Origin of the sequence: Shewanella japonica, from assembly GCF_002075795.1 — a bacterium.
GTDB classification, from domain to species: Bacteria; Pseudomonadota; Gammaproteobacteria; order Enterobacterales; family Shewanellaceae; genus Shewanella; species Shewanella japonica.
Map to the genome: position 1 here is coordinate 1,127,414 of NZ_CP020472.1, position 19,278 is coordinate 1,146,691.

The 19,278-nt window shown below is 40.2% G+C and carries 17 protein-coding genes; 10 read left to right on the forward strand and 7 right to left on the reverse strand.

Features of this window, described 5'->3' with window-relative positions:
• Window positions 1-413 precede the first annotated feature (413 nt).
• The 3 genes from SJ2017_RS04755 (at window position 414) to SJ2017_RS04765 (ending at window position 3,146) form a co-directional block, all read left to right on the forward strand.
• On the forward strand, window positions 414-944 hold the full coding sequence (locus SJ2017_RS04755; RefSeq protein ID WP_080917398.1) for an NUDIX hydrolase: 531 nt from the start codon (window positions 414-416) through the stop codon (window positions 942-944).
• Between the two features lie 203 nt (window positions 945-1,147).
• The gene (locus SJ2017_RS04760; RefSeq protein ID WP_080915040.1) at window positions 1,148-1,645 is read left to right on the forward strand and encodes a type II secretion system protein; all 498 of its coding nucleotides are present in this window, start codon (window positions 1,148-1,150) and stop codon (window positions 1,643-1,645) included.
• Between the two features lie 304 nt (window positions 1,646-1,949).
• Window positions 1,950-3,146: an alginate export family protein gene (locus tag SJ2017_RS04765; RefSeq protein WP_055024782.1), complete on the forward strand. Its 1,197-nt coding sequence runs from the start codon at window positions 1,950-1,952 to the stop codon at window positions 3,144-3,146.
• A 105-nt stretch (window positions 3,147-3,251) separates the two neighbouring features.
• Here SJ2017_RS04765 and pdxY read toward each other — a convergent pair whose 3' ends face one another.
• From pdxY to SJ2017_RS04785, 4 genes are all read right to left on the reverse strand, one after another.
• The gene (gene pdxY, locus SJ2017_RS04770) at window positions 3,252-4,106 is read right to left on the reverse strand and encodes a pyridoxal kinase PdxY (protein WP_080915041.1); all 855 of its coding nucleotides are present in this window, start codon (window positions 4,104-4,106) and stop codon (window positions 3,252-3,254) included.
• Window positions 4,107-4,455: 349 nt separating this feature from the next.
• On the reverse strand, window positions 4,456-6,072 hold the full coding sequence (locus tag SJ2017_RS04775) for a bifunctional aspartate transaminase/aspartate 4-decarboxylase (protein WP_080915042.1): 1,617 nt from the start codon (window positions 6,070-6,072) through the stop codon (window positions 4,456-4,458).
• A gap of 105 nt (window positions 6,073-6,177) precedes the next feature.
• Window positions 6,178-7,881: an aspartate-alanine antiporter gene (aspT, locus tag SJ2017_RS04780; protein WP_055024779.1), complete on the reverse strand. Its 1,704-nt coding sequence runs from the start codon at window positions 7,879-7,881 to the stop codon at window positions 6,178-6,180.
• 422 nt (window positions 7,882-8,303) lie between these two features.
• Window positions 8,304-9,191, reverse strand: a complete 888-nt coding sequence (locus SJ2017_RS04785; RefSeq protein ID WP_080915043.1) for a LysR family transcriptional regulator — start codon at window positions 9,189-9,191, stop codon at window positions 8,304-8,306.
• A gap of 406 nt (window positions 9,192-9,597) precedes the next feature.
• Here SJ2017_RS04785 and SJ2017_RS04790 point away from each other — a divergent pair, with 406 nt between their 5' ends.
• The 5 genes from SJ2017_RS04790 (at window position 9,598) to SJ2017_RS04810 (ending at window position 14,317) form a co-directional block, all read left to right on the forward strand.
• Window positions 9,598-9,801 (forward strand): DUF1656 domain-containing protein, encoded by a 204-nt coding sequence (locus SJ2017_RS04790; RefSeq protein WP_055024777.1) that lies wholly within the window; start codon window positions 9,598-9,600, stop codon window positions 9,799-9,801.
• 24 nt (window positions 9,802-9,825) lie between these two features.
• Window positions 9,826-10,689, forward strand: coding sequence for an efflux RND transporter periplasmic adaptor subunit (locus SJ2017_RS04795; protein ID WP_055024776.1), 864 nt, complete (start codon window positions 9,826-9,828; stop codon window positions 10,687-10,689).
• An 83-nt stretch (window positions 10,690-10,772) separates the two neighbouring features.
• The gene (locus SJ2017_RS04800; RefSeq protein ID WP_080915044.1) at window positions 10,773-12,275 is read left to right on the forward strand and encodes an FUSC family protein; all 1,503 of its coding nucleotides are present in this window, start codon (window positions 10,773-10,775) and stop codon (window positions 12,273-12,275) included.
• Between the two features lie 331 nt (window positions 12,276-12,606).
• Window positions 12,607-13,557 (forward strand): hypothetical protein, encoded by a 951-nt coding sequence (locus SJ2017_RS04805; protein ID WP_080915045.1) that lies wholly within the window; start codon window positions 12,607-12,609, stop codon window positions 13,555-13,557.
• A 226-nt stretch (window positions 13,558-13,783) separates the two neighbouring features.
• Window positions 13,784-14,317 (forward strand): hypothetical protein, encoded by a 534-nt coding sequence (locus tag SJ2017_RS04810; protein ID WP_080915046.1) that lies wholly within the window; start codon window positions 13,784-13,786, stop codon window positions 14,315-14,317.
• Window positions 14,318-14,331: 14 nt separating this feature from the next.
• Here SJ2017_RS04810 and SJ2017_RS04815 read toward each other — a convergent pair whose 3' ends face one another.
• Entirely contained in the window at window positions 14,332-15,279 is a 948-nt protein-coding gene (locus tag SJ2017_RS04815; RefSeq protein WP_055024772.1) for a LysR family transcriptional regulator, read from the reverse strand.
• Window positions 15,280-15,453: 174 nt separating this feature from the next.
• Here SJ2017_RS04815 and SJ2017_RS04820 point away from each other — a divergent pair, with 174 nt between their 5' ends.
• Together SJ2017_RS04820 and SJ2017_RS04825 are read left to right on the forward strand one after the other, a co-directional pair.
• Window positions 15,454-15,669 carry a hypothetical protein gene (locus SJ2017_RS04820; protein WP_055024771.1) on the forward strand — a complete coding sequence of 72 codons (216 nt, stop codon included), beginning with the start codon at window positions 15,454-15,456 and terminating at the stop codon, window positions 15,667-15,669.
• Complete coding sequence (locus SJ2017_RS04825; RefSeq protein ID WP_080915047.1) at window positions 15,663-16,625, forward strand: sodium-dependent bicarbonate transport family permease; 963 nt, start codon at window positions 15,663-15,665, stop codon at window positions 16,623-16,625. Before SJ2017_RS04820 ends, SJ2017_RS04825 begins: the two co-directional genes overlap by 7 nt.
• 32 nt (window positions 16,626-16,657) lie before the next feature.
• Here SJ2017_RS04825 and SJ2017_RS04830 read toward each other — a convergent pair whose 3' ends face one another.
• On the reverse strand, window positions 16,658-18,727 hold the full coding sequence (locus SJ2017_RS04830) for a putative bifunctional diguanylate cyclase/phosphodiesterase (protein WP_080915048.1): 2,070 nt from the start codon (window positions 18,725-18,727) through the stop codon (window positions 16,658-16,660).
• Window positions 18,728-18,731: 4 nt separating this feature from the next.
• Window positions 18,732-19,271, reverse strand: coding sequence for a YfiR family protein (locus SJ2017_RS04835; protein WP_080915049.1), 540 nt, complete (start codon window positions 19,269-19,271; stop codon window positions 18,732-18,734).
• Window positions 19,272-19,278 lie beyond the last annotated feature (7 nt).

Consider the following 19,278-nt stretch of genomic DNA (forward strand, 5'->3'; position numbering starts at 1 on the left):
AAAGAGTGAAGTGGTGAGGCTTGAATTGTGTGGTTTCGTTTCTTAGCGCATTTAAGCTATTTATTGGGCTTGAATGGCTGTGAGATTACGTAAGTCAATTAGCCGTTATAATCGAGACAAAATGAGCTTATATAGACGTTGATATGCAATTAAAACCGCTTGCGAATGTTGCGAATGTGGGTGACTTCGACTGCATTGTCTAAGAAGGTTTAGGCAAAATTACCCAGTTTGCCATTGATGTGTGCAGTCATCATATTTCCCCTTTTTTTAATTTACTCGATAATAAGTAGCGAGAACTTAAGCTGTGAGGACAAAAGTCCGCATAGGTTGAAAGAGCTGCAAAAACTATCAGTGGATCACAAAATTGGCGTATGATGCGCCTTTTCAACTATTGTGATTCTCGTTACTTGCTTATGCGCCATTTAAAAACCACTCATCATCCAGATACCCCCATTGAATTTGTGAACGATACAAATAACGTCATGCTAACTCGACGAGCGGCTAGAGCGATTGTGCTACAAGGTCAGAAAATACTGATGTTGTATACCGCCCGATATCATGATTACTCATTGCCAGGCGGTGGTGTTGATGATCACGAAGATATTGAGCAAGGCTTAGTCCGTGAGTTGAGTGAGGAAACGGGCGCGCGTGATATTCGAAATATTAACGAGTTTGGTTTATATGAAGAGTACCGACCATGGGCTAGGAATGGGGCAAACCTCATGCATATGCTGTCTTATTGTTATACCTGCGAAATAGATCAAGAGTTAGGTGATACCCAATTTGAGCAGCATGAAATTAATAATGGCATGAAGCCTGTCTGGATGGACATTGATCAAGCCATTCAACATAACCTTGATACGATGGCCAATAGTGACAAGAAAGGCTTATCCATTGAGCGTGAAACCTTTTTGCTGAAGTTAATTAAACAAGAGCTACTGTAATACGCTGGATGTTTGATGGCTTAAAAGTACGACTTGCGTAACAAAAGTGTAATTTTACCAACAATTTAAAACCTTTTTGTTACGTATGTAGTGGCTGAGTGTAAGGACTTCATATATGCTGCGGCTATTATTAATCTTATTGATTTTGATAGGGTTTGGCTTGTTTTAAACCTATTGAAATATCATGTTATTTGAGAAGTATTATGAGAAGCAGTTATTCACAACGTGGCTTTACGTTAATAGAACTTGTGGTCGTCATTATTATTTTAGGTGTGTTAGCCGTTGTGGCTGCACCTAAGTTTTTAAATCTGAAAACAGACGCAGTGACTGCCAACTTACAAAGCTTACAAGCGAGTTTACAATCGGCGAATTCACTGGTTTATTCAAAAGCGGCTATCGACTCGCAAACAAGTCTGGAGTCAGGTGAAGTTGAGGTTAACGGCATAAAAATCGCAACGACAGTTGGCTACATTACTGCATCTAAAGTGAATATTCCTAAAGCTGTAGAAGGGGACTTTGCTGAGTTAGCCAGTCCAGCGGAAGCATTTACTCAAGATTGGGGGATCTATGATGTACCCAACTCTGGTGTGTACATTTTCCCACAAGGATACGATATCAGCAGCAATTGTAACTTACGCTATAGCGTGACAGCGAACGTTGCAGAGCCAGCGTTTTATGATTTAACTGTTACGGGTTGTTAATTTCATCGAAAATGATAAAGCCTGAAATTTTTATTTCAGGCTTTTTTTTGGCTGTTTATATGCGGATTACATATTTTGTTAGCATAAAACTAAAATCGATATTGGTTATTTAGCAAATTATATATGAGGCATTACTGAAAATACCTATTTCGAGGTATGCTAAATTAGTATTAGTTAATGATCTTGCTCACAATTACTGATACGTAATTGTAGTCTTTTTGTAACATTGTTTTAGATCAATATTTATAGTTTATTTCACCTATATAACATCACTCGAGATGATGAAATATAAGGATTACAATAAATGAAATTAACTACCCTCACATTAGCTGTTCTTGCCGGATTAGCGACATCTGCAGCTTACGCTGAATCAGAAAGCGTCGATCCATTAAAAAAAGCGTTTATCGATGACTCTTCAGTGAATGTGCAGTTTAGACTTCGCTATGAAGATGTCGATGTGGCGAATGTTGACCAGCAAAATCAAACCACATTACGTACTCGTTTAACTTATCAAACCGGTGATATTTATAATCTATTTGCTTTAGCAGAAGTTGATGATGTGCGTTCAACCGATAATGAACCTTTAATTGGTGATTACAAATATACTCAAATAAACCAAGGCTTTATTGGTTATAAAGGGCCTGCTGAAACCTTAGCTAAATTAGGCCGTCAACGCATTTTATTAGATAATCAGCGTTTTGTTGGTGGGGTTGGCTTCCGTCAAAATGAACAAACTTACGATGCGGTATCTGTTAAAAATACGGCGATTGAAAACCTCACTGCCTATTATGCGTATGTGGCCAATGTGAATCGTATTTTCCCAGAAGGCTCAGGTAAAGAAGAACACGAGAACGAAACCAGCTTAATCAATATCAATTACAAAGGACTCGAGTTTGTTAATTTAAGTGGTTACGGCTATTTGATTGATAATACAGATGTTGCTGCATTCTCAACTGATACCTTTGGTGTTCGTGCAACGGGTAATATTAAGTTAGATGCACTGAAAGTGAGCTATGAAGCTGAATATGCTCAGCAGTCTGAAGGTGGTGATAACCCAGTCAGTTACAGTGCAGATTATTACAAATTAGGTGCCGGTATTGATTTTGATGCTTTTGGCGCAAAAATTGGCTACGAAGTACTTGGTTCTGACAGCGGCAAAGCTGGCTTTATTACACCATTAGCAACATTACATGCCTTTAACGGTTGGACTGATAAGTTTTTATTTGGCGGTAAAGGTAACTGGGATAATGGTTTAGTTGATACCCATGTGATTGTAACGGGTAAAATTGCTGGCCTTAAACTTTTGGCTAAATACCACCAGTTTGAGTCAGATTATGGTGATATCGATATGGGTACTGAGTGGGGCGTTGCTGCTACATACCCATTTGCGAAGCATTATAGCCTAGGCGTTAAATATGCAAGTTTCAGTGGTGCTGACGAAGGTTATGATTTCTCAAATGATACCGATAAATTATGGCTGACATTCCAAGCTAACTACTAAGTTGTAAACATCTAACCAACGGCAGTTTAGGTGAGCTGTCGTTGTTGACGCTCCCCCACCTAGTTTGCAGGAATCGATTAGATTCCTGCTTTTTTATGCCATTACTTATACCGCTTTAGCGCGAAACTTCTCGCTCGGATTAACTAATTCATTTTGCGCAGCAATGGTTTGCAGTTCCCATTCTTGTCTTTGGTGAGTCTCTTTTAATACGCCGTAACAGGCATTAGTTGCATGCTCAAATGCATCGACTTCGCTCATGCCATTTAATAATCCACCAGTGAATAAAGCGGAGATTAAGTCACCGACACCAACAGGTTGTTTATCAAATTCAAGTTGTGGGCGCTGGGTAATATAACAACCTGATTCAGTGGCGAGCATCATGGTAAAAGTGTCATCAGCAACAGAGTGCAGGTGTTTTACCAACACCATTTTAGGCCCCATCGATAACGCTTTTTGACAAGCCGCTTTGGCTTGCTCAAGGTTGTTGATTTCCATTTTGGTAAACTGAGTTAACTCAAATTGATTCGGCACAATCACATCTGCAATCGGCATCACTTCATTTATCAATTGCTCGGTAATACCATCTGCGAGAATGCAGCCCTTTTCAGGATCGCCCATCACAGGATCGCACACATAAAGTGCAGTAGGATTTTGCTGTTTGACAGTATTGACCGTGTTAATAATAGCTTGGCATTGTTCTGCGCTACCTTGGTAGCCTGATAATGCCGCCTGACAGTCTGCTATTTTGCCTATATTGTCGATACCAGTGACTAGCTGATTGATATCATCTGCTGAAAAAGCGCGGCCTTTCCATCCTTGTGAGTACTGGGTGTGATTCGAAAATTGTACGGTATGAATAGGCCAGACTTCCATTCCCATGCGTTGCAGCGGAAATACTGCAGAGCTATTGCCAGCATGGCCAAATACCACATGAGATTGAATTGAAATAATGCCTTTCATTTATGACCTACTTTTATTGAGTTGTTTGATGCAGTTATCGCTTGAATCGAGCTTAATACAAAGCCTGATGTGCTGACTGAGCTATGAGCTTTTTACGTGTTCTAAGTTTTAGCTTTTAAGATGCTAATTCATGGTTAGCTTATAGTCGCTTAGTATGGATATATCAATATTAGTATGGATATATCAATAATAGAGATAGTAGTCTGTGATCTTGAAGTGTTTAAGCTACACATAAACCACAACTTAAGCGCTGAGCGCATGGCAAAACCTGCATGAATAAACGTAATAAAACGCCAATCTTATGATTGGCGTTTTATCGTCATGCTAATAGATTAACTTATTAAATCAATTAAGCTTGAGCGGCTTGGTATTCAGTGAAGTAGTCATCTAATACTGAGCGAGTTTCACGGCCAATTAACTCATATTCATAGTGAGTTAAATTAGCTAGAGAAACACGTACAGATGGATGAACAACATCAAACCCTTTACCTGGTAATAAAATCACGCCAGTTTTATGGGCTAAACGGAATAGGAAGTCTTTACCTTTACCGTTGTCTTTAAACCATGTAACAAACGCGTCACCATAAAGCTTGCCGCCTAGTGTATCGAGCTCAAGTAGTGTGTAGTAATCAACACGATCTTCGTTGTCTTCAACTTCAACACCCATGTTTTTATAGAGTGTGATGTAACGTTCACGAATAATACGTTTACAAGCCGCTTTGTAGTTATCTTCTAAGTCCATTAAACAGTTTAGAGAGAATAACGCCATTTGCACTTGCTGCGGTAATGCTAAACCCGCAGTGTGGTTTAGTGCTACCGCGCGGCTATCTGCAACGATACGGTCGATAAATTTAATGCTACGTGGATCGGGCGTGATTGTTTTGTAACGGTTATCCAACTCTAGTTGATGTGCTTCAGGTAAGGCGCGCATAGCATCATCAAAGACATTGCTGTGATGAATACCAATGGTGCCTAAGCGCCAGCCGGTTGCACCAAAGTATTTTGAGAATGAGTAAACACATAAAGTGTTGTATGGCAGTTTGGCAAACAAAGACACAAAGTTGTCGGCAAAAGTGCTATATACGTCATCAGTAATGATGAATAAGTCGCTACGTTGGGTGTTTACAAAGTCAGTTAAACGGTTAAGTGTATCGTTTGAAAACTTAACTGATGCTGGGTTAGCTGGGTTAACAACACATAATAGCTTGATGTCAGTATCCGCTAATTTTTCAATTTCTGACTGTGGTAACTGCCAAGTGGTTTCGTCTAGACGGATCTCAACAATTTCGAGGTCGTACTCAGCTAGCTCTGGGATCTCTAAGTAAGGCGTAAAGATAGGCGTGATTAACGCGATTTTATCGCCTTTCTTAAGTAAGCCATTGTTAGCCATTGTCGCAAAAGTATAAGTCATTGATGCTGTGCCACCTTCGGTAGCAAACAGGTCAAAGTTAGTGGTCATTGGCATATCGCCATACATTTCTTCACCGATGTACTGTTTTACGACTTTCTCGATGTTGGTTAGCATGCGTGAAGGGACAGGGTAGTTACAGGCTAAAAATGCGTTTACAAATTCGTGTAAGAAAGACTGCTTTTCAATGCCTAAACGATCTTTTGCGTAGCTGATGGCTTTTTGTAAAAACTCAACGCCTTCTTTGCCTTGATTCGCTTTCGCAAACGTATCGAAACGTTCAACAACGCCTTCGCCATCAGGGATACCACCAAAGCCTTCATTTAAGTAAGAATAGCTGCGCTCTGATTCTTCTAATGCAAAGTCACCTAAGCGTAAAAATGCTTTACGTGGCAGGGTTGCTAGGAAGTTTGGGTTACCACGACCTGCATCTAATAAGGTGCGATCAGGTACTGTTTGTGCCACTTCAATTAACTTATCTTTTAGTTCAAATGGGCTTAAGTTAGCGAATTGGGTGAAGTCGATAGCCATTGCTGTATCAGTGTGTTGGTTATTCATAATGTTTACCTGTTTATATTTAATAAAATTAATCTGTTGGCGAGTAAGTTGAGTTGAACTCACTCGCCGAATTCATGCTATTGAGTAGAAATTAATGAGTAGAAACTATTGAGTTGAAATGATGCCGACAATGATTGGGCCCCAAAGGGTGAGCAATACATTGGCAATGGCATAAGTCACGGTGAAAGCAAAAACCGGTGTTGCGTTACCTGCTTTTTCAAGTAAGGCTGCGAATGCTGGGTTTGCGCTTCTGCCACCAGATACACAAGCTAATGCTTCAATTGGGTTCTTAATTTTCAATACGTAGTAAGAAATAAAGAATGAAATGATTTGCGGAATAATGGTTACCGCCATACCCAAGAACAATAAAGTTAATCCATGTTCTTTAATGGTATTAATGGCTTCTGGCCCCGCTTGTAGGCCGACAATACCGACAAAGACTGCTAAACCAAAATCACGTAAGAAGTTAGACGCACCTAAAGGCAGAGAGCCTATTGCTGGTTTACGACTACGTAACCAACCCACGAATAAACCTGAGATTAAACAACCTGCACCAGAACCGATGGTGACCGGAATGCCAGCAATTTCGAAGCTGATTAGGCCAATTAACAGACCTGCAACCATACCTAGACCAAAGAAAATAAAGTCTGTAGCAAAGGCTGAACCCAAACGTTTACCGATAGATTTTTCAACACGGTTAATGTCTTTTGCGTTACCAGTTAGTTGGATGATGTCGTCTTTCGCTACGACGAAATCAGCACTGATAACTTGTGAATGACCACCACGGATAATATCGGTGATATACACACCACGGTATGTATCGATATTGGCTTGTGCTTTTATTTGCGCAATTGTTTTACCGACCAATTTGGCATCTTTAGCAATCAGTTGACGATTTTCTTCGATTAACACTGTGCCTGTCGGAATAGCGACTTCACTAGTGGCTGCACCCATATGACCCGCAATCGCTTCACGGCGACCCGTAACAATCACTATGTCACCGGCCTTGATTGAAACCGCTTTGTCGAGCTCTATGTCGCTGCCATCTCGAGCAATCATTTCGATAGCAATAGCAAGCATGTCTTTATTGATTTGCTGAATCGTTCTGCCAATAAATGGATTATTCTCATCAACTTTATAAGCACGTGAAACTAAATCAGTGATGGCGTTAAACTCACCAGGTGCCAGTTCAGGTTTACCCCCTGACATTGATTCAGCTAGTTTGATTGCTTCACCACGGATATCCCATTTCATAAAGGTAGGAATTAACCATGACACCATCAAAATTGGACCTAAAGAACCAAAAATGTAGGTAACGGCATAACCTACAGCCACATTGGTCTGCATCATTTGTTTGGCTTCTTCAGTGACATTACCTAACTGAGATATTGCATCACCAGCGGTACCAATGATGGCTGATTGAGTGAGACCACCTGCAGCAAGACCTGCGGCGGTGCCACTATCAAGATCAAACATCATTGCTGCAGCAAGTACACACAATAAGCCTGTTACAGTCATGACAACTGCTGATAGGAGGATATTAATGGTTCTAAAGTTGAGCGCACTGAAAAATTGTGGCCCGCCTTGATAACCGACGGCGTAGATAAATAACGCGAAAAAGATGGTTTTTACACCAGGATCTATTTGAACTCCGAATTGGCCAATTAGTACACCCATGATCAAGGTTCCTGCCACACCACCTAGCACAAAGCGGCCGATAGTGATTTTACCAATGAGGTAACCTAGAGCGAGTGTTATAAATAAAGCGATATAAGGAGATATGGCAAATAGTTGTTCGATAATGCTCATAGTATTTGCTGCCTTAAAAATTAATAGTTCTTTAGTGAATGTTCACTGATTTAGTTGAAACTCAAACCAATTCACCGAAGAACTGAACTTGTAAGTGAGGGGCGTGGTTTCGGCAGCAATGTTAGGGGGATAAATTAAACATGTTTAATCTGATATGAAGGATCAAATCCTCTATAAATTATTGGTAAATTTGATGAACAACTGGAAGTGATTTTTAAGCTAATGATTATAAGAGATAAAGTCTCTAACCTTGGTAAGGTCGCCGAAAATACATATTTAGAGTTTTTACTCAAATATATCCATTAAGAGATATAAAAAAAGCCAGATAAATATTGAAGATGACGAAAATAGAGTGGATTTAGATAAAAAAAGACTGCAGCTTATCCGAAAATAAGCTGGTGCTAGAAATGGTGCTGAAAAGCTTAACCTTGGTAATTGGCGAATACCTTAACGATATTCTTTTTAATCGGTGCCACTTGTTTTGAGGGGGGGGACCACATTGCAATCGGGACGTTCAAATGGTCTTGTATTTCATCGCATTCAAAGGTTACGAGGTTCTCTTTAAAAAGTTGAGAGTTGATGACTGAACTCGGTAACACTGCCCAGCCAATATTCTGCTGCACAAATTTTATTACCAATGCCATTTGATCAATGGCTTCATAATCGGCTGATAAAACCACTTTTTCTTTCATGTCGTCATCAATCATCGACTTGAGCACGAGCTGTCGTGATGATCTCATCACAGATAAGGCTTTATTCTTTGGGGTTGTTGCTAGTGGATGTTCTTTACCAGCATAGAGAAGAAACTGTAAATTTTTTAAAAACGTAAAGTCGATGCTATTAACGATTTTACTGCTATAAACGTTGACTATCGCAACATGGATAGTCCCATTTTCAATGCCTTTCTTAATTTCCGGTTTGGTTCGAACAACAAAGTGGACTTTCATATTTGGAAATTCGATATCAAGACTTTTACGTATTTCAGCTAATATCCCTTGGGGTAAAAAACTGCAATACGCAATAGTGATAGATTCAAGCCCACCATAAGATAAACTTAAGGCGACTTTATCAAAGGTCAGTGCTTGTTGAACTGTGGTTTTAGCGTATTGATAAAGTAACTCACCATCTTCAGTGGCTTCAACACTTCTACCAATTCGATGAAATAATTCTACTGCAACCTGATCTTCAAGATTAGTAATGACTTGTCCAATGGTGGTTCGATGTTTTTCAAGTTTGGCAGCTGCTTTGCTAAAGGAGCGCTGCTCATATACTGCAACGAAAGCGCGTAACTGCTCTAAGCTAAAATTCATTGGTTATTGGCTCCTTTATCAATTAAGTACACAAGTTAATGCTGTGCTATTTTTTACGAGATTAAACACAAAGTTAATTAAGTTTTTACTCATCGTTTTAGTGTAATCAAGCTTGAGACTAAATGATACTGTTTGGCTACCACTATGCCGTGAACGGACTATTCTTTATCGGTTTGTGAACTAGGTGAGTGCGGTGTTAAGCAGCTTGTTTAGAGACTGGTTACATCAGGTTACACATCCCTCACTAAAAAGCTTCAGAAGGTCATCGTTTAGCTTGAAGGGTCAAGTCCTCCCAAAGCGATTACGGCAATGTCCCATACTCCCATAAAATAATGCCATTAATGAGTGAAATGACATTGTGTCCTCTGTTTTTGCTCTTTCGTATATAACCTTATTGGTGACCCAGATGCCTCATGAATTTGCTATTGGAGAAGTGTATTTTCCGCCCCTGCTCATTACTGTGATGTTGGCTTATTTTATAACCGTCGCGTTGGTGTTTATTGCAAACAAACTCGGTTGGCAAAGAGTGATCGTTATGCCTGCTTTAGTCGAGCTTTGTCTGGTGGCGATTATCACCGTGTTATTAAGCAGATTTATTGCATTTACCTAATTCATCAGATTTTTGGAGTTTGTTATGTTTCGTATAATTACTACGCTGGTGATGGTTGCGATTGCTGCCGTTGCAGTGTTAAGCCAATACCAAGATTACAGTGCTAATCCGTGGACTCGAGATGGTCAGGTAAGAGCTCATATTATTCAGATAACCCCGAGAGTGACGGGACCTGTGACTCAGGTATTAGTGGAAGATAATAGCCAAGTAAAGAAAGGGCAATTGCTGTTTGAGATTGATCCTAGCCTTTACCGTGCAGAGTTAAGCAATGCTAAAGCAAAACAGTTGCAGGCTATGGCTTTATTAGATAAAGCTAAAAATGAGAATCACCGGGCTATGGCGCTTGAAAGTCGTAAGCACGGAACAGTTTCAGAACTTGATTTAAATAACTTTCAAAATGCTGTGCAAACTGCACAGGCTAATTTGGCCGCTGCAGATGCTGTTGTAGAGCAGGCTGAACTCAATATGGCCTATACCCATGTCACAGCACCTACCGATGGCTTTATTACTAATCTGAATTTAAGACAGGGGGCCCAGGTTGTGGCAAATAATCCTGTTGTAGCCTTGATTGATCAAAATAGTTTTTGGATTGAAGGCTTCTTTAAAGAAACGGACTTACAAGGCGTCAATATTGGAGACAAGGCTCAAGTCACCTTAATGATGAATCCAAATAGCCCTATTAATGCTCAAGTAGAAAGTATTGGTTACGGTATCGCTAAATCAGATGGCAGCACGGGTAATACATTATTACCAAACGTGAACCCTAACTTTCAGTGGATCCGTCTCGCACAGCGCATTCCTGTCAAAGTGCATCTAGAGCAAGTGCCTGAGAGTGTGCAACTGCGAGTGGGGACAACGGCATCTGTACAAATATATACCGGCGTTTAATTTCAGGTTAACCGAACCGTTTATATCGATGAATTGAGCTGCATGAGTGGGTTGTGATACTCACTGAAATTGGGGATGAAAAAATGTTAAGTCGCGCAATGAAAGAAGCGATTAAGGTTTCGTTAGCCTTTACCAGCGCAATTGTACTGGCAATATTTTTTGGCTGGGACAAACCCTATTGGGCGGCCATCACAGTCGTGACCTTAGCGTCAAATGAATCATTTAGCCACTCCATTAAAGCTGCACATAACCGTATTTTAGGTACGTTTGTTGGCGCCAGTATGGCGATTGGTTTGGTTGCTTTTTTTGCTCAAGATCGATTCCTGTTTATTAGCAGTTTTATACTGCTGGCTGGCATATTTACTGCGATGTCTTATGACCGTAAGAATGGTTATTTTTTCAGAATCGCATTTATTGTCTGTGCACTAATAAGCTTTATGGGCAGCTTTGATGATGCAATATCAGTCAAGATTATTTTTTTAAGGCTACAAGAAACCATACTAGGGGTTGTTGTATTTTCATTGGTATATCAATTTTTATGGCCAATGAATTCAGAGGTAGAGTTTTACGAGCAGCAAAAAAGCACATCAAAGGGCCTACATGATTTGGTGGTGGAGTTGACCGAATGTGTCAGTGGTAAAAAAGCCTACACCCAAGAGACATTAGCTGACTATCAAGCAAGATTATTAGCAATGTCGAATAATATTAAGTCTCACAGCTTAATTTTAGATTTACCTGCTGCAGGTAGCTATCAGCTGTCACAACAGCGTAAGCACTGGAGAAAACTGACTCTTGCTAGCGATGAAGCCATCGTTAAATTACAAGCTTGGTTAGACAAAGCGGCGCCATTAGTGAATAACACAGCACTTCCATCTGACTCTGAACATCAACAGGGGAGCACTCTACTTAGTGAACTTGCAAATGAAGCCGTGATTATTGAATTGAATGAACAGCTAATTGAAATCAGTGACACGGTTAGTTTAATTCAAGAGGCAAGGCGTGAGCTACACAAGTCAGCAGGTCAACTGAATCATTCTTTTGATGCAGTCGAAAAGATTAAAGTTACGAGTCATTGGCAACATGTTATTAAGCAATGGAATAATCCAACACCGTTATCAATACGGCTTAAAGACTCGGCGATTGTGATGGTGTCGCTAATGGCCAGTTTTGCTTTATGGATATATTTGCCGCTGCCAAATGGTTATATGTTCCCCATGTTAGCGGCGGTATTCGCCATAAACCTTGTTGCGATGCCAAAGTTCATTGTTAATCAAGCCTTGGTAGGGATGTGTGTATCAGGCGCGTTAGTGCTACTACAATATACGTTCATCATGCCTGCACTGACTGAAATCTGGCAGCTTGCAGCATTCTATTTTATAAATTTACTGATTATTTGGCGGGTATGTTCAACGCCTGAATTAGCGGTTCAAAAAGTGATTGGAGCGAATTTATTAGTTGTATTAACCATGAGTGCATTGTATCTCACCCCGAGCTTCGATATTACCGCCTCACTTAATATGTTCGTACAGGTATTTTTAGCCTTAGGCGTTATTCGCTTTTTTATTGCTTGGTGCAAAGAAGGTTAAACAATTTGATGAGTCTAGCGACTTAATAATCGCTAGGCTTATTTCGTCATTGGGCTAGAAAATCCCATAAAATCTGACTTTTAAATGTTAATTTCAATTAATTGCTTGCGTCATTAAGCTTACGAGGATGTGATTGTTTATTGAGCTTAACTTTGCAAGGCTTAACAAAAAATCGTTTTACCTACGCTGCTTTTTTACACAGTTTACCCTCGGTTAACATTAAAGGTAATTACACTTTTATTCTCAAATTACTCTTGTAGCATGCCAACTAATTATATTGTTCCTTCGTTTTTTTCGTAAAGATGATGTGTGCTGAGTTGGGAATAACACCATGCTTATTGAGCATCAAACTGTTCGTTTACAAGTTGATAATGTACTAGTGCAGTATCATATTTTTGATACGAATGAACCCGTGATGGTGACTTTCCCACCTAACTGCCAAGCTTTAACACAAGATCAAGTTGATGCCGATAACCAGGCTTGGAGCTTTCAATTTTTTAGCAAGCGGAAAATGAATATTATCGCCTTTAATCATATTGGTGGGGACGATCATTATTTTGATTCTTTTATTTTCGCGCAATTTCTTCAAAAATTGTCACTCGCGCTGCAGCAATTCCCGAAAAGAATAGGCTATGGCGTGAGTAAAGGTGGTTTTGCTACCGCCTTTCATGCCGGCACGCTAAAGTTGGATAAAGCGTTATTGTTAATGCCGGTGAGTACCTATTGGCAGCCTGCAGCGCCTTGGGATCCTAAACTTGAGAAGCATTTTCAACTGCAAAAAGGCAATATGTCCCATCTCAACGCAAGTGAATGCAAAACGCCTTTGACCATCATTTATGATCCTTTATACAAACCTGATGCTAATCATAAAGCCTGCTTTAAAAGCTGTAATGCTAGCTATCGTTTACCTGGTGTAGGACACCGAATAGCAAGAGCATTGGTTGATATAGGCTTATTAAAAGACATTATTCTAGCGTTCAGGGAAGGTGATATTGATTCTGCTCGTTTTTACCAAGCGGCACGCAAGAGAAGGTATTTATCTTATTACTTTCGTTCTCTTGATAAAGTGCATGTCGGAACCGTTTCCAAAAAACGTTTAGCAATAATCTACTTACACAAGTTTTACCGATATAAAGAACAAAGTATTGATCTTGATAAAATCAAAGCTAGATTACAAGAAAGTGTGTGTAAACGCCTAGATTATGTATGTTGCCTTGTACACGGGAAAAAAATACTTGCCATAAGAAATGTTGCAGCGGGGTCGGCATTGGTTTTCTGTTAACGGGTGTAATTATGAAAGGATGAAGTTGAAAACGAACTACGATTCGTTTTTTTATGTCTGTCTTTTCTTGTATTTAAATTTATTTTCTTCCTCTTTCGCTGATTCTGATTCTGTTCCTTTATTGATTATTGAGATAGTTATTGCTCATCTGGCGTAAATTGATAACTATTGCAGTGATAAATAGGTGATTATTTGTTCATCAAATACGTCGCAAAAAGGAAATAAGATGCCTATTACTTACAAAAAGTCGCTGACTACACTTGCTGGAATATTGTCGACTTTTGCGTTTGCCACCGCGATTAACTTATCAACGGTAAATCACAGTATGGCCGCCCAATATGTATTTCCTCAGCAAAACCAAAGCACCGAACAGCAAGCGGCGGATGAATCCAGCTGTGATACATGGGCGACGATTCAAACAGGCTTTGAGCCAAATGCAGCCGCCTCGACGACACAAGCGGCTCAAGCTGTTGAACCAACAGCTGAGCGAGGGTCGGGTATGCGTGGTGCGATAGCTGGGGCAGCAACAGGGGCGATGATTGCTGAACTAGGAGACGATGACCGCAGCAATGCCGCACAAAACGGTGCTGCAATAGGCGCAGTGGCGGCAAGAAGACAAAGCCGCCGCGCATCAATCCAACAAGCCGAACAACAGCAAGCTGCTGAGCAGCAAGCACAAGCAGCTAGTACTGTTGGAGAAGATAACTTTTATCAAGCACGAGCGGCGTGTTTAGAAGGCAAAGGTTACAGTGTCAATTAACGGCATTAACTCGATTACGTATCAATGCCGTTTCGTTGAAGCTCATCTTCAAGTAATTGTTTGCCGTTGGTTTGCACATGATTTAAGAATTGATCCGCGATTAAGGTTTGTCTTTTTGATTTAGACCAAACAAAAAACCATTTTGCATTAATGGGTAAAGCGCTGACAGGAAGACGAACCAAGCCATGTTGTCCGCCGTATGTCAGGGTATGGGCAGACAATATAGAAATACCTAGCTTTGCCATCACACAATGTTTAATTGCTTCATTACTTTCAATGGTCATCTTTACATTGGGAGTCACATCATGCTCCTTAAAGAACCCTTCAATAGCATGACGCGTACCCGAACCTGTTTCTCGAATTAAAAAGGGGGCTTGGCATAATTGCGTTAAGCTAACGTGTGGCTGTTTTGCTAATGGATGATCTTGATGTGCAATGGCGACCAGTGGATTTTGTAATAACTCAATACTGTTAAAGTCTGCATCGATTGGTGGGTGACTGAATACGTAAAAGTCATCAATACCTTGCTTTAAACGCTCAATGGTTTGTTCACGGTTACCCACATTTAATTGAATATCAATTTCAGGAAACTGCTCGCAAAAAGGGCCCAACAAATGCGGAATAAAATATTTGGATGTCGTGACAACGGCAATACGTAGCGTCCCCGTTTTACATTCACGTAAATTACCTAACGACATATCGAGTCTGGCAAAACTGTCTAATACTTCTACCGCTGTTTTGACCATTTCTAGGCCAACATCGGTAAAGACAAGCTTTCTATTTGATAAGCGGTAAATGGGTTCACCGACAGCATCAGCAAGCTTTTTCATTTGAATTGAGACGGTTGGCTGAGTCAGAAATAATGCTTTAGCGGCTTCGTTTATGCCACCTTTATCATGAACAGCTAACAGAATTTCTAATTGCCTGATGGTGCCAATGTGGGCATGTAATCTTGATTGCATGTTAACGACTCTTAGATGTGAACGATTACTTTTCGATTCAATTTGCTTTGTGAGCTTACTTTAAAATCTAATATAGATAATAGTCTATTTAACCTATAGGTAATATCAATTTTTATCTATTTGTGTCTGTTGTCATAATGCCGTCATAAATATCATTGAGCAGAGGTGGACATGATGGATAGGCAATGGGTGTTTTGTATGGTGGTGGCAGTGTTAATGATGTTGCTTGGTGCTTGGGTCGCAAAAACAGACGCTGCTGGTCTAGGGTTAATGGCTGCTGGATTTGGCTTGTTTCTATTGAGTTTTTTTACTGCATATTTAGACCGAGATAAGCTAAAAACACCTGATGTAGCTCAGTCCGTTATAAAGGATAAAAACGAATTATGTTAATTAACATTGGTTTTTTTCTGTTGGGTGTTTTTGCAGTTTTGTCAGGAACCAAAATTGCTTTCCCTAAAAGTTTCTATCAAGCCTTAATGCTGTTTTTAATGATTGCCATTGGGTTAAAAGGGGGCGTGGCATTGGCTGAGCATGCGTCATGGACATTATTTACTCAGTCTTTATACATATTAGCTTTTGGCTTGATACTACCGTTTATTGCCTTTGCTATTTTGTATTATATCGGTTTGTTTGAACGTCATGACGCCGCATCAATCGCTGCACATTATGGCTCGGTGAGTGTTGGCACATATGCTGTTGCCGTGGCGTATTTAGAAAGTCAGCAAATACGCTATGAAGCTTACATCCCGTTATTTGTCGTCCTACTTGAAATGCCTGCAATTGTGGTAGGTATTATGCTGGCCAAACCGAGTTTGTTTAGGCAGAAAAAATCAATAGTCCAAGAGGAAAATGATAAACACGCTAGTAAAGCCTTATTACATGAAATGTTTTTCAATCAAGGGATAGTATTGATGGTGGGCAGTTTAGTGATTGGGTTTGTGGCTGCCGATGAGATTAAATCAATTACACCAGTATTTTTTAGTTTATTTAATGGTGTGTTGGCATTGTTTTTACTGGAAATGGGCATGGTTGCAGCAAGTCGTTTAGAAGATATTAAGCGAGCTGGAAGCTTTATTTTAGCCTATAGCATGGCAATGCCGCTCATTGGTGGTGTGTTAGGTTGTGGTTTAGGTGTGTTGATGGGGCTTTCAAGTGGCGGGGCGATTTTAATTGCAGTCTTGGGGGCAAGCGCGTCATATATTGCCGTACCCGCGGCGATGCGAGTCGCATTGCCACAAGCAAATCATAGTTTATCCATTAGTGCCTCTTTGGGGATTACGTTTCCGTTTAATGTGATGATTGGGATCCCTGTGTATACCGTGATGACACTGTGGTTTGTCAATTAACGTCCCCATTACTGCGATGGCAAGGAAGCTATTTAATGGGATGAAAGGTTATTGCTAGTTGAAGCGATATCTTCACTGCCTTTTACATAGAGTCGGTAAAACTCTGCTTTAGTGAGCGGTTTTGAAAACATAAACCCTTGTAGATAATCACATGACAGCTGTTTTAATAACTGTTGCTGAGCAGGTGTTTCAATGCCCTCGGCGACGACTTTAACACCTATGTTATGTGCCATTGTCGTGATTGCTCTGACTAGGGCTGCACTGCTCTCATTGGTGGTGATGTTGGTGATAAATGAACGATCAATTTTAATGATGTCGATATCGAGTTCTTGTAAATAGGCTAACGACGAATAACCTATGCCAAAATCGTCAATAGCGACTTTGATGCCGTTGTTATTGAGCAGTTTTAATTGCTGCTTTATTGATGAGTCCGGTGTCATTAAGGTATTTTCAGTGACTTCAATGAGAAATGAGCCATGGGGAAGCTTGGACTTGTTACAGTCTAAAATCCATTGGTCAATCCATGTGCCAGAACGATCTATTTCAATAGGGGATGTATTGACACTAATTTGAATGACGTTACCACTGGTTTGATAAAACTCAATTGCATCGGCAATGACTTGCTTACGCACCCAATTGCCTATGTCGACAATTAAGCCGTTCTCTTCAGCTAGAGGAATAAAATCATCGGGTTCTATTATGCCGAGTTCAGGGTGCTGCCAGCGAATTAAGGCTTCGACTTTTTTGACTACAGAGCCATTAATATCAAGAATAGGCTGATACATTAATAGGAATTGCTCTTCTTTTACAGCTTGCCTTAACTCCTCAGTTAATCGTCTTTTACCAAGAGCTTGTTCTTCCATGGCGAATGAGAAAAACTCATAACGATTACGGCCTTTATTTTTTGATAAATACATGGCTTGATCGGCATGTTTGACCACATCTTCTATGGTTTCCCCATCGCTTGGATAGAAGGTCAATCCGATACTGCTGGTAATATAAACCTGCTCATCTTTAATGGTGATTGGCTGCACTAAGCTGTTTTTGATGACTTCTGCAATTTCGCTAGCGCGGCGCTGATCATTGATGCCTTCAACAATTAATGTGAATTCATCGCCACCTAGGCGAGCGACAGTGTCATGGCCTCTTACACAGTTTTTCAAGCGCTTAGCGACTTGCTGTAATAGTAAGTCGCCATAGTCATGACCAAGGGTATCGTTAATCTCTTTAAAGCCATCAAGGTCAATAAAGATTAATGCGAAAATCATATTGTCAGTGTCAATTAAGGACTGAAGTTTCTCATAAAAATAACGGCGATTAGGTAGGTCTGTTAAGCCATCTTGATAAGCATATTGGTGTAACTTTTCATTGGCGCTTTCAAGCTCTTCAGTGCGACTTTTTACTTGGCTTTCTAGGCGTTTGTCCCGTTGTTCAATGGTTTCAAGCATGTCGTTAAAGTGCGAGGTTAATTTTCCGACCTCGTCATCGGATAGCTCCTTCGCGCGTAAGCTATAGTCGTTTGAGTCAGACACTCGCTCTGCAATGGTGGCTAGATGTAAAATAGGGCTTAAAAAGCGTCGACGTAAAATTAACGATATTGAAAAACTGATCCCGAGTGCGAATATCAATAAAATAATAATAAATTGACCGTAAAACTTCACTCGGGTGTTGATGTAGCTGTCATCGGCTAATATTTGAATTTGGCCATATTCTTGTCCATCTAAGGTCAGCGCATTACTAATTTGTGTCACATTTAGCGCAGTGCTGAGTATGCTATTGGAGTCATCGGTTTCTTGGCTGACAAAAGCAATGACGTTGCCTTGGTTATCCGTCACTGTCACTGAAACAATGTCACCACGAAGCAAAATAGGGGTAATTAATTCATTGATGGCATCTTGATCATCAAATAATACCGCCGCAGTAATATTAGGAGACATCATCTTAGCTAATGTACTTAGCCCATCAATTTGTTCTCGTTTTGCGGTTGTTAATTCGTAAGCACTGAACACAAAAGTGACTGTGATAATGGAGGCGAAAGACACCCCCATTAAAATCATGAGTAACTTTTTGCTGATGGTGTTCATTGAGAATAATTTAGTCATCACATCACCTTTCCAGCACGCGACCAAGTCGCAGTACTTTAGAACTCATAGTGATGCCGGATTGCTGTAATTGCTGCGGGGAGACTTCAAACCTGACTTTACCGCTAGCAATGAAAAAGCGAATATGTCCGCCAGCCTCAATTAACCCCTTTGATTCGCCCACAACCATTGTGTTTTCAGCAATATAGTCTTGCTGTTTTTGCCAGCTTAACCAATCAGAAAGCGACGCAGATGAAATGAAAAGTAATTGGCATTGATTCACTTGCTCTAATTCAAATTGAATATGTCGAATAGTAATCGGGCGTTTATCGACTGAGCGTTGGTTTAATACTGACTTGGCGGTTTCTGTAAATGATGCATCAGGGCTACATATGACAAATTTATCAGGACTTAATGCGCTGTCATGCCATTCACCGTAACGGGCAAAATTATATAAAAAGCCCGCTTTAAGTGCGTATTCTTGCTCAGCAGCAGCTGCACTTTGGCTAGTGAATAGCAAAAATGAGAATAGTAATACATGCAGAAGCTGAGTGATTTTATGCATTAATTCA

Bases quoted from the DNA above. Each gene is read 5' to 3' on its own strand.
- SJ2017_RS04815 (WP_055024772.1), bottom strand. From the start codon at position 15,279: ATGCAATCAAGATTACATGCCCACATTGGCACCATCAGGCAATTAGAA.
- SJ2017_RS04810 (WP_080915046.1), top strand. From the start codon at position 13,784: ATGCCTATTACTTACAAAAAGTCGCTGACTACACTTGCTGGAATATTG.
- SJ2017_RS04790 (WP_055024777.1), top strand. From the start codon at position 9,598: ATGCCTCATGAATTTGCTATTGGAGAAGTGTATTTTCCGCCCCTGCTC.
- SJ2017_RS04755 (WP_080917398.1), top strand. From the start codon at position 414: ATGCGCCATTTAAAAACCACTCATCATCCAGATACCCCCATTGAATTT.
- SJ2017_RS04825 (WP_080915047.1), top strand. From the start codon at position 15,663: ATGTTAATTAACATTGGTTTTTTTCTGTTGGGTGTTTTTGCAGTTTTG.
- SJ2017_RS04820 (WP_055024771.1), top strand. From the start codon at position 15,454: ATGGATAGGCAATGGGTGTTTTGTATGGTGGTGGCAGTGTTAATGATG.
- SJ2017_RS04830 (WP_080915048.1), bottom strand. From the start codon at position 18,727: ATGACTAAATTATTCTCAATGAACACCATCAGCAAAAAGTTACTCATG.
- SJ2017_RS04765 (WP_055024782.1), top strand. From the start codon at position 1,950: ATGAAATTAACTACCCTCACATTAGCTGTTCTTGCCGGATTAGCGACA.
- SJ2017_RS04785 (WP_080915043.1), bottom strand. From the start codon at position 9,191: ATGAATTTTAGCTTAGAGCAGTTACGCGCTTTCGTTGCAGTATATGAG.
- SJ2017_RS04805 (WP_080915045.1), top strand. From the start codon at position 12,607: ATGCTTATTGAGCATCAAACTGTTCGTTTACAAGTTGATAATGTACTA.
- SJ2017_RS04795 (WP_055024776.1), top strand. From the start codon at position 9,826: ATGTTTCGTATAATTACTACGCTGGTGATGGTTGCGATTGCTGCCGTT.
- SJ2017_RS04835 (WP_080915049.1), bottom strand. From the start codon at position 19,271: ATGCATAAAATCACTCAGCTTCTGCATGTATTACTATTCTCATTTTTG.
- SJ2017_RS04775 (WP_080915042.1), bottom strand. From the start codon at position 6,072: ATGAATAACCAACACACTGATACAGCAATGGCTATCGACTTCACCCAA.
- SJ2017_RS04800 (WP_080915044.1), top strand. From the start codon at position 10,773: ATGTTAAGTCGCGCAATGAAAGAAGCGATTAAGGTTTCGTTAGCCTTT.
- SJ2017_RS04760 (WP_080915040.1), top strand. From the start codon at position 1,148: ATGAGAAGCAGTTATTCACAACGTGGCTTTACGTTAATAGAACTTGTG.
- pdxY (WP_080915041.1), bottom strand. From the start codon at position 4,106: ATGAAAGGCATTATTTCAATTCAATCTCATGTGGTATTTGGCCATGCT.
- aspT (WP_055024779.1), bottom strand. From the start codon at position 7,881: ATGAGCATTATCGAACAACTATTTGCCATATCTCCTTATATCGCTTTA.